The organism is Acinetobacter rongchengensis (assembly GCF_003611475.1).
Lineage (GTDB): Bacteria > Pseudomonadota > Gammaproteobacteria > Pseudomonadales > Moraxellaceae > Acinetobacter > Acinetobacter rongchengensis.
This window is the reverse complement of the sequence record NZ_RAXT01000012.1, coordinates 43,222-56,471: the sequence shown is the minus strand read 5'-3', so window position 1 is coordinate 56,471 and position 13,250 is coordinate 43,222. Positions and strand designations below refer to the sequence as shown.

12 protein-coding genes are annotated in these 13,250 nt (G+C 35.7%); 6 read left to right on the top strand and 6 right to left on the bottom strand.

All coding sequences use genetic code 11. From position 1 onward, the window contains the following. Positions 1-25: 25 nt before the first annotated feature. Complete coding sequence (locus D7V20_RS08255) at positions 26-721, top strand: hypothetical protein (RefSeq protein WP_120383829.1); 696 nt, start codon at positions 26-28, stop codon at positions 719-721. Continuing rightward, positions 718-1,422 (top strand): hypothetical protein, encoded by a 705-nt coding sequence (locus D7V20_RS08250; protein ID WP_120383828.1) that lies wholly within the window; start codon positions 718-720, stop codon positions 1,420-1,422. Before D7V20_RS08255 ends, D7V20_RS08250 begins: the two co-directional genes overlap by 4 nt. Before the next feature lie 86 nt (positions 1,423-1,508). Here the strand turns inward: D7V20_RS08250 and D7V20_RS08245 are convergent, their stop codons facing one another. The 3 genes from D7V20_RS08245 to D7V20_RS08235 form a co-directional block, all read right to left on the bottom strand. Continuing rightward, on the bottom strand, positions 1,509-1,829 hold the full coding sequence (locus D7V20_RS08245) for a putative quinol monooxygenase (RefSeq protein ID WP_120383827.1): 321 nt from the start codon (positions 1,827-1,829) through the stop codon (positions 1,509-1,511). A 60-nt stretch (positions 1,830-1,889) separates the two neighbouring features. After that, positions 1,890-2,471 (bottom strand): NAD(P)H-dependent oxidoreductase, encoded by a 582-nt coding sequence (locus tag D7V20_RS08240; protein ID WP_120383826.1) that lies wholly within the window; start codon positions 2,469-2,471, stop codon positions 1,890-1,892. A gap of 269 nt (positions 2,472-2,740) precedes the next feature. After that, positions 2,741-3,352 carry a glutathione binding-like protein gene (locus D7V20_RS08235; protein WP_120383825.1) on the bottom strand — a complete coding sequence of 204 codons (612 nt, stop codon included), beginning with the start codon at positions 3,350-3,352 and terminating at the stop codon, positions 2,741-2,743. A 486-nt stretch (positions 3,353-3,838) separates the two neighbouring features. Between D7V20_RS08235 and D7V20_RS08230 the strand changes: the two genes are divergently transcribed. The 3 genes from D7V20_RS08230 to D7V20_RS08220 all read left to right on the top strand — a co-directional run bounded on the left by D7V20_RS08230 (position 3,839) and on the right by D7V20_RS08220 (position 8,498). Beyond that, positions 3,839-4,531, top strand: coding sequence for a LuxR C-terminal-related transcriptional regulator (locus tag D7V20_RS08230; RefSeq protein WP_120383824.1), 693 nt, complete (start codon positions 3,839-3,841; stop codon positions 4,529-4,531). Then, positions 4,477-6,423 carry a sensor histidine kinase gene (locus D7V20_RS08225; protein WP_120383823.1) on the top strand — a complete coding sequence of 649 codons (1,947 nt, stop codon included), beginning with the start codon at positions 4,477-4,479 and terminating at the stop codon, positions 6,421-6,423. Before D7V20_RS08230 ends, D7V20_RS08225 begins: the two co-directional genes overlap by 55 nt. A 161-nt stretch (positions 6,424-6,584) precedes the next feature. Beyond that, on the top strand, positions 6,585-8,498 hold the full coding sequence (locus tag D7V20_RS08220; RefSeq protein ID WP_120383822.1) for a sensor histidine kinase: 1,914 nt from the start codon (positions 6,585-6,587) through the stop codon (positions 8,496-8,498). Between the two features lie 54 nt (positions 8,499-8,552). On the opposite strand, the gene D7V20_RS08215 is transcribed toward D7V20_RS08220, so the two are convergent. Then, positions 8,553-11,012 (bottom strand): ExeM/NucH family extracellular endonuclease, encoded by a 2,460-nt coding sequence (locus D7V20_RS08215; protein WP_120383854.1) that lies wholly within the window; start codon positions 11,010-11,012, stop codon positions 8,553-8,555. Positions 11,013-11,198: 186 nt separating this feature from the next. Here D7V20_RS08215 and trmB point away from each other — a divergent pair, with 186 nt between their 5' ends. Continuing rightward, on the top strand, positions 11,199-11,918 hold the full coding sequence (trmB, locus tag D7V20_RS08210; RefSeq protein ID WP_120383821.1) for a tRNA (guanosine(46)-N7)-methyltransferase TrmB: 720 nt from the start codon (positions 11,199-11,201) through the stop codon (positions 11,916-11,918). Between the two features lie 74 nt (positions 11,919-11,992). Here the strand turns inward: trmB and D7V20_RS08205 are convergent, their stop codons facing one another. After that, positions 11,993-12,346: a fatty acid desaturase gene (locus tag D7V20_RS08205; RefSeq protein WP_235831609.1), complete on the bottom strand. Its 354-nt coding sequence runs from the start codon at positions 12,344-12,346 to the stop codon at positions 11,993-11,995. A gap of 33 nt (positions 12,347-12,379) precedes the next feature. After that, positions 12,380-13,159 carry a Rossmann-like and DUF2520 domain-containing protein gene (locus D7V20_RS08200; RefSeq protein ID WP_120383820.1) on the bottom strand — a complete coding sequence of 260 codons (780 nt, stop codon included), beginning with the start codon at positions 13,157-13,159 and terminating at the stop codon, positions 12,380-12,382. Positions 13,160-13,250: the final 91 nt, after the last annotated feature.

The window sequence follows — 13,250 nt, the reverse complement described above, 5'->3', positions numbered from 1 at the left end:
AACAGTTTGATCACTGATATATGTCATGTTTAAAAGAATAAACGCTGTCTTTCTCTTAACCATTTGCTCATCCATTTGTGTTGCAAATCAAACACCTTCTGCTTTAAAAAAATTTATTCCGAATGATTGGGAAATCCTATCTCAAGCCAATGGCGATCTTAATCAAGACGGAGCACAAGACACGGCACTCATCATTCAACCAAAACATAAAAATCAACAACAACGAAAGCTTTTAGTGCTGTTTCAATCAACTCAGCAACCTCAACAGCAATTGCAACTCAAACTCGCTCGAAATATTCCAAACTGGACATATCGTGCCAATGAACAATGTGTCGAAGATGCTTTAGATGAATCTGCTTTGACCATAAAGAATCAACGTTTAGACTTACAGTTCAACACCTCACCTTCCTGTGCAAATACCTATGGTTTCATACACACCTATGGTTTTAAGCTCAAAAATAAGCAATTCCACTTAGTCGGATTTGATACTTATTCACTTGATAAATTAACAGGTAAGCAAGATCAAATCAGTCTTAATTTTCTTACAGGTAAAGCCAAACTCACCACTATCCCCAATATCTTTGCTGAAATTGAAACACCTGCAAAAGTCATTTGGAAAACATTAAAATCAACTTCAAACGATACTTTAGAGAATATCTCTTTTGCTAGTGATGAGTTTAATCACCAATTTAGTATGCAATACATCGGAGAAAAACCATGAATATTTATAAACATTTGCTTTTCTCCAGCATTTTAGCCGCCAGCTCAAGTTTGGTCTCGGCAGATTTTAATATTAAAGCTAACTATCAATCCTTTATAGCCAAAAACTGGAAAGTTCTAGCAAAAGCACAAGGTGATTTAAATCACGATCATCTTGCAGATTTAGCCTTAATTATTGAAGACACTGACCCGAAAAATATCGTCAGTAATGATCATTTAGGCAGTTCCAAACTGAATCTCAACCCACGCAAACTATTAATTTTATTTAAGAATAATAATGGTTATCAGCTCATTGCAACCAACACCTCACTTCCGAGTGAAGGTGATATTGATTCACCCTGCTTGGCGGACCCATTGGGTGAGAATGATCCATTGGAAATTAAAAATGGCTTAGTTAAAATTGCTTTACACTATTGGCTCAGTTGTGGCTCTTGGTATGTCACAAATCATACTTATACTTTTCGATATCAAAACCAAGCATTTAAACTGATTGGTTATGATAATGATGATTTTCATCGTGCTTCAGGTGCAATCACCGAACAAAGTATTAACTTTCTCACGGGAAAAGTGAAAAATACCTCGGGTGGGAATGAGTTTGCTGAAGGAAATCAGCCTATTGACATAAAATGGAGCAAACTAAAAAAAACCTACTCCCTCCGCTTAGAACAAGTAAAATTTAATGAATACTATGAGTTTGAATAAAAAATACAGCCTCAAATGAGGCTGTATAAAAACGTTGTACGTCTTGATCACGATTATTCAATAAAGAAGCATTAAATAAAAAGCTGTTAACTAAACAGACTTTTTTCTAAAATACGTATTTTCACATCAACAACGGCATCTTTGACTTCTGCTTGATAAGCTTGCATATGCGCAGTCTGCATATGAGCATTTAAGTGTTCTATGCTCTCCCAATACTCCAACATCGTAATGACATTGGCATCTTTGGCTTGATAATTCACATCAAGATCGGCGTCTACAAGTAATTCATAGCCATGACAGCCGTGTTCTGCCAAAACGGTGGGAGTAATTTTTTCAAAAGCATGCATCACTTTTGTTTTATGTTGCTGTCCTTCATGCACACGGATTTCAGCGATAATCGTTAACATAGAATATTCCAACTTAAATATTTATCTTTCAATAACAATATAATGCTTAAGCAGTATTGTTTAAGAAAATAGCTTTTTCAGATGATCACGATATTGATCTTCATAAAAAGGCACATTGGGTTGTTTAATCACATCATTAGCAATAAATGTATCTAGAGTTTGCATGCCTAAAAATTGGTTAGCTTTATGAAAAGGCAAATAAACACCATCTACTCCCACACCATGGAAAAACTGTTCAGGATCATCAAAGGCTTGCATCGGTGCATTCCATGTCAAAGACAACATATATTTTTTACCATGGATCAAACCACCTGAACCGTATTTTTTCTCAGCATCTGAGCGTGTCCGACCATCATTGGCATATAAACTGCCATGCCCTTCAGTGAAGACATCATCAATATATTTTTTGACAGTCCAAGGCGCACCCATCCACCAGCCGGGCATTTGATAAATTACAACATCAGCCCATAGGTATTTTTGCACTTCTTCTTGAGCATCATAATCACTGTCAGCACGAGTTACTTGAATGGTGTGACCAAGATCAGACAAAACCGACTCAGCAAGTACAGCCAAAGTATCGTTTAATTCACCATTTGAATGTGCGAAAGTTTTAGCGCCATTTACAATCAGGATGTTACTCATTTTAAATCTAACTCTATTTATCAATGGCGCAACTATAGTGATTATTTTTATTGTTAAAAACGCAAGTTTGAGCAAAAGATTATTGCTAAAAAATCAATAATATTGTTTATTTTCCAACAACCACAAATATTTATACAAAACTATTTATTCAATAAAAAATGGAGCTTAGCGCTCCATTTTTAAACAATACTAAAATCTAAATGCTGTTGAAATAAAGCAAGACTTTAACTCAGCTTCTGCATCAATTTTTAGCAATTAAGCATTATCCATTAAGGAATCAAACCTTCATCACGCATTGCGATTTGCACAGATTGACGCTCAGCAACTTTATTGCGTAAAGCGACAATATTGGTGAATGGTGTAAGATCATGATGAATTACATTCGACCAATTTGTCAGTACAAATAAGTAAGCATCTGCTGGACCAAAACGATCATTTACCAAATAATCATATTCAGATTCACCTAGATAATCATCGACATAGCGCAACATTTTATCGATAGTTTCATAACCTCTTTGTTTTTCTTCTTCTGTAACTGTAGGTACAAAGAAAACAGCATATTCATCATGTAGTTCAGAGTTGAGATAACCTAACCATTCCAACACTTTGGCACGTCCTAAGCCTGATGGAGGAATTAAATCTTGCTTTGGATCATGTTGTGCGATGAAAGGAAGCACAGCAACATTTTCAGTTAAAACCAAACCTGGATTAATCTCCAAAGCAGGGACATATCCTTTTGGGTTAATTTCGTAATAATCTGCCCCTTTTTCTGTCTTATGGGTTTTTAAATTGACACGTTCCAAATCAAAATCAACATTAATTTCGTTTAGTAAAATATGGGCAGCTAAAGAACATGCACCTGGAGAATAATACAACTTCATATCTAATCCTTGTTATATGACTGTTTCAGTTTTAAATGGCTTATGAGCCAATTTCAAGTTTAAAAACGTGAAAATTGCAAATAAGCGTAAAATTTATTTATAAATAAAATACAACTTGAATATTCAATAAAATAAATACTTTTTCAAGTCAAAGTTGTCTAAATGTTGTTTTAACATACACATCTTTAAAAATGATGAAAACTTAAAAAAATACGTTGAATAAACCAATGTTTTTGTCGTTTATTGTATGCAATTTTTAAATAGTGAAGTTTGCTATCAAAAAAACCATAAAATTGTTAAATTTTTCTCACAAATTAATAATATCAATGTTTAATTATCAATTAGATCCATATAATTAGAATGTCTTAACACAACATTCCTTTAGAAAAACTTACATTTTTAAGTAAAAATACCCATTATCAGGTATAGCTAAACCTGCCAATACCTGAAAAAATGTGAGAATAAACATTGATGAGTTTTTGCATCATGAACAATGAGTTAAGTTTACCTGTCCCTGTCATCATTGTAGAAGATGAACCTCTAATACAAAAAAGACTTACGGATATATTGATCAATATTGGCTATTCGATATCAGATTTATATTTTGCGCAAAATTTGGCTCAGGCCAATATGCAGCTAGAACGTTATTCAGCATCATTTGCACTTGTGGATTTAGGTCTCCCCGATGGCAGTGGTATTGATTTTATTGAAACATTAAAAAACTATGATCCAACTATCACTATTCTTGTGATTTCAGCATGGAGTACAGAAGATTCAATTCTAAATGCATTAAGTGCAGGTGCTACAGGTTATGTCTTGAAAGAAAGAGATAATTTGGAAGTTTCATTATCCATACGTAGTGTTTTACGTGGTGGTGCCCCTATTGATCCTTTTATTGCTCAAAAAATTCTAAAACAATTACAATTTAATGAAAAAAAATCTGTTAATAAAAGTTTAAGTGATTCAAAATTAACAAATAATAATGATGTCCTTTCAAAACGAGAATTGGGAATATTAGAACTTGTCGCACAAGGTTTAAGTAATAAAGAAATTGCGGATCAACTGACATTATCACGCTACACAGTTGAATCTCATATTAAACATATTTATCGGAAACTTGCGGTATGCAACAGAGCCAAAGCTATCGACACTGCTCGAAATCTTGGAATACTCGACTAGTATTACATTGCATTTTTATTTTCTGTGTAGCTTGTAGTTTTACACAAAATTTATTTGCCGAAACATTATTAGAAACTGATTTTAATCATCATCATAATCTATGTACTGTAAAATTTTTAACAACTCAAGTCGTTAAAGCAGATGAAAACTTAGCCAAAGTTCCCAAACAGGGCTGGCAGGATGTTCAGTTACCTGACAATTGGGAAACACGCTGGCCCGACTACTCAGGTTCTGCTTGGTATCGTATTGTCTGGGAATATCAATGTCTTGAAGGCCAAGAAAACCGCCCTTTAGCTTTACTGATAGACCGAATCATTATTGCAGGCATTGTATATAGCAATAATGAATTGATTTGGCATGATAAATCTTTAGTCAAACCTTTATCACGTAGCTGGAATATGCCACGTTATTGGGTTTTGCCTTCCACGTCATTAAATCAGGGACGTAATGAAATTTTAGTCAGAGTCGTTGATATTGCCTCACAAAATTCAGGTTTGGGAGCAGTAAGTATTGGTCAGGTTGAAAAAATCAGTAACATTCATGAAAAGCTTATGTTCCAACGCAGAACACTGTATTTAGTTAATTTACTCCTTACCTTCGCTTTTGGGACAACCAGTTTTTTAATTTGGGTATTTAGACGTCAAGAGGTTGCTTTTGGCTGGTTTGCTTTGAATTGTTTTTTCTGGGCACTGTTTATTTGTAATGCACTGATTACCGAACCCTTTCCATTTACTGACAGTTTAACTCATTCACGGTTAAATCTTATTTTTTTAGTGGCCTATGCCTATACACTTTGCTTATTTGTATGGCGATTTGCCAATGTTATATTTGTTACTTTAGAGAAAATTCTGTTTGCACTCACCCTTGTATTTACGGGCATTTTACTCTTTACGCCAAAACACTATCTCCTGTTCGCGTTAAGCAGTGCTTTTTTATATAGCACTTTCATTTTTATTGCTAATTGTATTTTGATTCAATGGATTGCATTTAAAAAACGTAAATTTGATGTCTCTTTACTTGCAGCAGTCTTCTTTTCTTTCATTATCATTATTTGCCATGATTTGTATTTGCTACATTTAAAACTCTACAATGAAATGGCATGGACGCCTTTTGCTGCACCAATTACAAGTTTGGCTATATCGTTCATTTTGGCATGGCGTATTTCAAAGAATATGCACCATATTGAAAAATTTAATCGAACCTTAAAAGAAACGATCGAGACTGTCACATTTGATCTAGAACAGTCCTTAGATAAAAAACATCAGCTAGAAATAGAGAATATGCGTTTGCAAGAACGTTTAAACCTCGCACATGATTTGCACGATGGCTTAGGCGGTTCAATTGTTCGGTCCATGATTTTATTGGAACATTCAGAAAAAGTTGAAAAACCACAAGTTATGTCTATGTTTAAACTATTAAGAAATGACTTAAGGCAAGTCATTGATTCTGGTTCTAGCATTGGCGCCAAAGTTCCAGAGAACCCGATCTTGTGGGTTGCACCACTACGCCATCGCTTCGTACAATTATTTGAAGAAATGGATATTCAATCCACTTGGACACTTGCAAATCATTGGAAGAATATTCCCCATCCGTTACATTGTTTAACGTTATCTCGTGTTGCTGAAGAAGCACTGACCAATATTGTCAAACACAGTCAGGCAACAAAAGTGACGATTTCTTTAGTTGAAGATGATGATCAAAGACTTATTTTAGAAATCACAGATAATGGTCAAGGCTTTATTGTAACTACGGTTCAACAAGGTTTACATGTCGGTCTACAAAGCATGCAAGTTCGTGTAAAAAGAATTGGTGGCGAGTTTGAAATTCACTCTGAGGCTGGTTTAACCGTGATTCGTGCTACTGTACCGCACAAACCTAGAGCTACTGCATAAAAAAACTTAAAATTTTCATACAATAAATGACAAGTCATCCATTATTTCTATAAATTGTGTATATTATAGACAAAATGTGATAATAATCATGTTTTATTGATGCCATATAGCAATACAACTTAAGCATTTTCAAGACTTTTGCATCTTTGGAGAAAAGTTAAATGCCTAAAGATCAGCGTAATATAAAATGTAGTTTATACCATTGGATGATTTATATAAGTTTCATTACGCTATCTTTGTTTGTCGTTAAACATGCACATGCCAATGATGCCACACCTCAAAAAAACAGCCACTGCCAAGCTTTAATTTCCTCCGTACAAGTGATCAAATCTAATGTGGATAATATTAGAGCACTGCCCAAATCAGGTTGGGTCAATGTGATCACCCTGCCCGATTATTGGGATAAAAGATGGGGAGAATACAGTACAAGTGCTTGGTATAAAATCAATTGGCAATATCAATGTCCAACCAAACAAAATGACATGCCAATCACTCTCGTCATTCAAAATATTAATATGGCAGGCGAAATCTACTTAAACCATGAGTTTCTTTGGAAAGATCAAAATTTAACAGAACCACTTTCACGTAGTTGGTATACCCCGCGCTATTGGGTTTTGCCTGCCTCAAGTTTAAAACAAGGGACAAATCATCTTTGGATCAAGGTCATCGGGACATCCACTCAAAAGTCAGGCTTAGGTCAGATTTTCTTGGGAGAACATTCCCAAATGAAGAAGATTTATGATCGAAATTTACTTGAAAAACGTATTTCCCCTGTCCTCAGTTTTATCATTAATTTTATTATGGGTATTTTCTGTTTGATGGTTTGGGCTGTTAATCCAACAGAAAAAGCTTTTAAATGGTTTGGTTTTGTGGGAATAGGTTGGATGATCTATGTATGGGGCATGATGCGACAAGAACCCATATTTGGGCTATCAAGTATCAATTTAGATCGTATTTGTATCGCTATTTTTTGTTTTTCCACAATATCAGGCTGTATTGCTGCTTGGCGCCTTGCCAATAAAAAGTTCCCATATATCGAATCGTTTTTATTTATTTTTTGCGGCTTAGCGATATTTTGTATTTTTTTCTTACCTGAGCAATATACCCCTAAGTTATTAAACTTTATCTTTGTAAGTTGCGTGATTATTTTCTTATTGAAGTGCCTAAGCTACCCATTTATCGCTTATCAATCAAAATTAAAAGAAACCTATGTTTTAGCTGTCCAATATTTAATTTTTATTCCCATCGTGGTGAATGATGCAATTTATATCATGACATTAAAGGGGCATATTTTGTCACCCTACACCTCACCGATTGGTACCTTATTAATTGGTTTTATACTGGCTTTTAGACTTGCCAATAATGCAAAAAGTATTGCTCATTTTAATCAAACGCTAGAGAAACGTATTATTCAAGCTAAAAATGAACTACTCAATTCATTAAACAATCAACATCAACTGGCTTTGGAAAATGCAAAATTACAAGAAAGAATCAACCTATCGCATGACCTACACGATGGTTTAGGCGGGTCAATCTCTCGTTCGATGATGTTACTAGAAAACCACGATCATATTGAAAAAAAGCAAATGCTTTCGATCTTAAAATTATTACGTAATGATCTGCGTCAAACTATTGATTTTGGATCAAGCTTAAACGCAAAAGTACCACTCAACCCTGTCCAATGGGTGGCGCCATTAAGACATCGTTTTGTACAAATGTTCGAAGAATTTGCGATTCAATCTAAATGGATGTTGGCTGAAAGCTGGCAAACTCAGCCAACGGCACTGCAATGCCTAACTATGGCCCGTATTGCAGAAGAAGCGCTAACCAATATCATTAAACATAGTCGTGCAAGCCAAGTGGAATTTTCCTTAACTGAAAATGAACAGTTTTTGATTTTAAAAATTTCCGACAATGGTATTGGCTTTGATCCTGCTCAAGTAGAGGCTGGGTTACATGTCGGATTACATAGCATGCAACAACGAGTGAAGCGACTTGGCGGATTATTTGAAATTGACTCAAAAACGAATCAAACCGTATTGAAAGTGAGTATTCCATTTACTTTAGCAACATAACAAAGAGAAGTGTTAACGCTTCTCTTTGATCATGCTTTCAATTTTGAGGTCAGGCTATTTTTTATAACGTCTTAGCGTTGCAGCAACAGTTAACAATATTAGCCCCAATACTGACCATAAACTTGTACTACCACCACTGCTACGTTTTGTATCAGCCTCAGTAGAGTTTGAATCATTCAAATCAAGATCAACAATCACAGGGTCATGATCAGAAGATCTAAATGCATCAGCATTATAAAATGTACGGATTTGCTCATCGGTTTTATATTCCTCATTATAGTCCAGTGCAGTAGGCTCATCTGCATTGATATGCCATGCAAAAGCACGTTTAACCATTGGATATAAACTTGAATCTGCAATCGCGTGATCTAAATTACCTGCACCACCATGACCATTTGCATCACTTGCCACACCAAAAACATAGCTATAAGCCATTTTCCCTTGTCCAATTTTTTCATCATTGAGCAGTGTTTTATAGTTGGCTTTTTCCAGTGCTAAAATCGGATCTTCTTTAGCATAACTATTCATATCACCAACCAATAAATAGTTCGGTTTTTCAACCTTGGTTGGATTGGTTGCGATCCATTGCATTAACTTTTGCACAGCTGTTAAACGTGTGGCATTCCAGCACCCCTGCCCATCGCCTTGATCTGCATCTGCTAAAGTCTTATCTTCAGGGCAACTTCCTTTAGATTTCAAATGATTTGGTACAATCGTAAAGATTTTCCCGCCTGTTAAAGCTTGGAAACTTTGTGCCATCGTGACACGATTTTTCTGGGTTAAATCATCATAAACTACGGCTGCACCTACAGGTTTTACTCGCTTACTGTTATAGATAATAGCGACAGCAATCACATCAGTTCCCAATTTTGCAGTATTTGGTGGAATCACATATTTCCAATCCGCACCTAATGCTTTTGTTAAATAAGCAATTGCACTATTTTCATCATAACCATTATTTGCAATTTCCATCAAAGCAAAGACATCGGCATCTATGGTTTTGAGTGCATTCACCGTTTTTAAATGCTGACGATTAAACTCTGAAACAGTATTGGCACCACGGTCAGGTTTAACCCCAATTAAAGGTGAATTATCATAATTAAGAACATTAAACGCAGCTACACGAGTTTGTTTTGCTTCTTTTGTAATGACAGTTGAATGACGTGGATTGGTATCACTTACCAATTCTGGAGTCTTATTTGGAATAGGCTGAATACGCCACGCATTGAAACGGTATTCTAAAATCCCTTCTACATTTTTCAGTTGATAACCTGTTCTTAAGGTATTCAATGCATTAAAACTTTGTGGTAACCACGGCGTTCTATTTTGATTGTTATAACCATCATCTAAAATAATTTTTGACAATAGATTCTGTTTTGCCAAATTTACCGCTTCAACAGACTTGGCAGGATATAAATTGGTTGGAATATATAAGCGTCCTAAACTGAGCGATAATTCTCCAAAACGTGCATAATTGTAGTTTTCACTGACCGTTAAAGTTTGCGGTATTTTTACCAACATACCTTGATAACGCTTAGGTGCATGACCTTTTGCATCTGTTAAACTTGAGAATGGAAGTTGCAATGGTATTGCACTCACGAGACTGGCAGCTTGGGTATTACAGGTCTGAATATTACTGCTCAGCTGATCAATTTGTAATTGGTTTTGGTAGCTTGTTAAACGCCCTTTGAGAATAACTTCCTCACCAAGCTTGCCACCTGTAACTGAGCTTCCCGCAGGTAAATAAACAAATATTGCATTGCTTAAATCCGCTTTAGCTTTGCTGTCAGGTGTTTGGATATATATACCAGAGAAACCATTTTCATAACGATAATCTGCGGTAATGACACCTCGAATCACATATTGTTGACCCTGAACTGCTGTTTGCAAATCCACGATTGGTGTATCCGCGGTACTACAACTGATTGAAGTTAATGGTGGTGATGTTGTTGCATCGACCAAATATGAGTTAAATGCATTACGGTCTGTCCACTTAGACCACTCACCATCTAAATCAAAGGCTGAGGATGGGTCTATCGACGTCACATCATTTTTGCTTTTAATTCTGCTTAGGCTATTTTGATAACTGGTTATTGTCGTACCCCAGCCATTATTAGTAGGCTTCTCTCCGACCCGACCAAAACGATCAACAGGCATGCCTTTATAGAGCAACACCAATGCATCATCGCCATTAAAAGATAAGCCTGCTACTTGATTGACTTTATTGCCAATCTCTGCTTGCAGTTCTGAACGACCAATCACAAATTTAGCCTGACTAGACAATGAACCTTGTAAAGTTACAGAAAAACTTTTACTGGTGGACCCATTACTAAATTGTTGAATTTCATAATCAGATAAATTGACGGCACTCGCATCAGGATTATAAATTTCTAAGCCTTTGCGGTTTGACGTGCCATCGATATATTGGCTAAACATCAACTGTGCATGGCTGGGAAATGAGTAACCTAATAACACTAAGCTTAGGTATAAAGAATGTGGTTTTAATATTTTCATCATTTTTAACGTTTGTTGAAATTTAAAGCAGATTAATTTTTATTAATGACAGCATGGTGAATATTTTATGACAATTTAACACCTATACTGAATAGATTCAATTTAGCTAAAGATTGGATAAAAAATTTGACTTGCTTCACTCAGGTCTTACAATACGCCTTTTAGATTTTTAGTATTGCCAAAACGATGTCAAACGATCAAATTGAAGCACAACAAGTTGTAGATTTAGATAATTTACAAGAACACCGTGAAATTGTGACATTTATGCGTAGGTCTGCTCCGCTCAATACATCACAACGTACTGCGCTTGAACAGCATCGTGATTTAATTTTGGAATACCCTGTTGCAGATTTACGTCAACATTTTGAACACCCTGAACGCCCACTAACAGTTGAAATTGGCTTTGGTATGGGACGCTCATTGGTTCTTATGGCAAAGGCTCACCCTGAACGTAACTTTGTTGGTATCGAAGTACATGTTCCAGGTATTGCACAATGCGTATATGAAGCGGGAATGGCTGAAGTCAAAAACTTACGTGTTTTAGATGCAGATGCGATTCAAGTGCTTCGTGAAATGCCTGACAATAGTATCAATACCGTTCAATTGTACTTCCCTGATCCATGGCAAAAGAAACGTCACTTCAAACGTCGTTTTGTTTCACATGACCGTATGCCTTTGGTTGAAGAAAAGTTGGAAATTGGGGGTACATTCCATGCTGCAACCGATTGGGAACCGTATGCTGAATGGATGCTTGATGTTTTGGACAACCGTCCGCGTTTAGAAAATTTAGCAGGTAAAGGCAATAGTTATCCACGTCCTGAATGGCGCCCTCAGACTAAATTTGAGCGTCGTGGTATCGAGTCAGGTCACAAGATCAATGACTTTATTTTTAAGAAAATAAGTTAATACAATAATTTAAATTTGAAAAACACTTAAAAGCTGCAATATAAATTGCAGCTTTTTTATAAGCAAAATAATAATCAAAAAACTTCCCGAATCTCGACACCTGAATCATATTCAGCCAAACGCTTAGCCAAAATATGCAAATGTTGTGTAGGCACAGCAGGAAATAAATGATGTTCAACATGGTAAGACATGTTGTAAGTCACGACGCGTTTAAATTTATTACAGACTGTTCGGGCCATATAAACATGATCTTCTGTATCGTAATGTACTGTCCAAACAGCAAAAAAAGCGGTCATGCATTGACCGATGAACATGGCAATAAAGTAATACTTTAAAACAGTAACATCTAAGAAAATAAAAACGGCGATTAAAACAACAATATTGGCAAATAATTCAGCAATCATCCATTTGTCGGTGATCAAACCCATTGTTGATTTACCCAATAAATGATGCAACTTGCACTATTGAGATGATTGTCTAGTTTGAATGCCTTGGCTCAATATCTCATACACTTGTTTTAAATCCCCCCTGCCTGCTTCTGCTAACATCTTCATATGCATATTCAAGATATTTTGGTCCCCACGCATCGCAGGGCCTGTTTGCATTGTTTTAGGATTATTCAGTGTTGCTTTATTGGCTGTTTCTAAAATTAAAGGATACAGCAAACTAAAATCAACCTGTTCAGCATCTACTACCTGTTTTGCCATGTCATAACAATAATTACTGAAATTACAAGCAAATACCGCAGCCAAATGTAAACTTAAACGTTGCGCAGAATCATAAGTATAAACACGATTACTTAGGCTATTTGCAAGTGCAACTAATATTTGCAAATCATCTACTTGTGTCGCTTCTACAAATAATGGCGTATTCGACCAATCGATGTCTCGCTCTAAACTAAATGTTTGTAAAGGATAAAACACACCTGAACGTGCATGCTGTTGACTTAGTACATTTAAATGCGTGCTGCCTGAGGTATGTACAATCAGCACATTTTCAAAATAACGCCCCATATTTACAATCACTTCAGCAATCGCTTGATCACTGATAGCAATCATTAATAGATCAATATTATGATCAAATTGTGAATAATTTTGAATGGCTTGCGCATGACATTGTTCAGCCAATTTTTGGGCATGCGTTAAATCACGACTATAAATTTGTACAATTTGATGCTGTTTTGAAAGTTGCTTAGCGAAGTGATGTGCGACACGGCCTGAGCCAATAAAACTAATACGCATATTTAATCTAAATAATAATTTAACCTAATCAGTTTACAGCATGCCAATAAAAAGCACATGAATCAACGTACTCAAGAATATACACGTTATA

Coding starts and splice junctions, on each gene's coding strand:
- D7V20_RS08250 (WP_120383828.1), top strand. CDS start 718: ATGAATATTTATAAACATTTGCTTTTCTCCAGCATTTTAGCCGCCAGC.
- D7V20_RS08230 (WP_120383824.1), top strand. CDS start 3,839: ATGAACAATGAGTTAAGTTTACCTGTCCCTGTCATCATTGTAGAAGAT.
- D7V20_RS08255 (WP_120383829.1), top strand. CDS start 26: ATGTTTAAAAGAATAAACGCTGTCTTTCTCTTAACCATTTGCTCATCC.
- D7V20_RS08245 (WP_120383827.1), bottom strand. CDS start 1,829: ATGTTAACGATTATCGCTGAAATCCGTGTGCATGAAGGACAGCAACAT.
- D7V20_RS08235 (WP_120383825.1), bottom strand. CDS start 3,352: ATGAAGTTGTATTATTCTCCAGGTGCATGTTCTTTAGCTGCCCATATT.
- trmB (WP_120383821.1), top strand. CDS start 11,199: ATGTCAAACGATCAAATTGAAGCACAACAAGTTGTAGATTTAGATAAT.
- D7V20_RS08205 (WP_235831609.1), bottom strand. CDS start 12,346: ATGGGTTTGATCACCGACAAATGGATGATTGCTGAATTATTTGCCAAT.
- D7V20_RS08240 (WP_120383826.1), bottom strand. CDS start 2,471: ATGAGTAACATCCTGATTGTAAATGGCGCTAAAACTTTCGCACATTCA.
- D7V20_RS08200 (WP_120383820.1), bottom strand. CDS start 13,159: ATGCGTATTAGTTTTATTGGCTCAGGCCGTGTCGCACATCACTTCGCT.
- D7V20_RS08225 (WP_120383823.1), top strand. CDS start 4,477: ATGCAACAGAGCCAAAGCTATCGACACTGCTCGAAATCTTGGAATACT.
- D7V20_RS08220 (WP_120383822.1), top strand. CDS start 6,585: ATGCCTAAAGATCAGCGTAATATAAAATGTAGTTTATACCATTGGATG.
- D7V20_RS08215 (WP_120383854.1), bottom strand. CDS start 11,012: ATGAAAATATTAAAACCACATTCTTTATACCTAAGCTTAGTGTTATTA.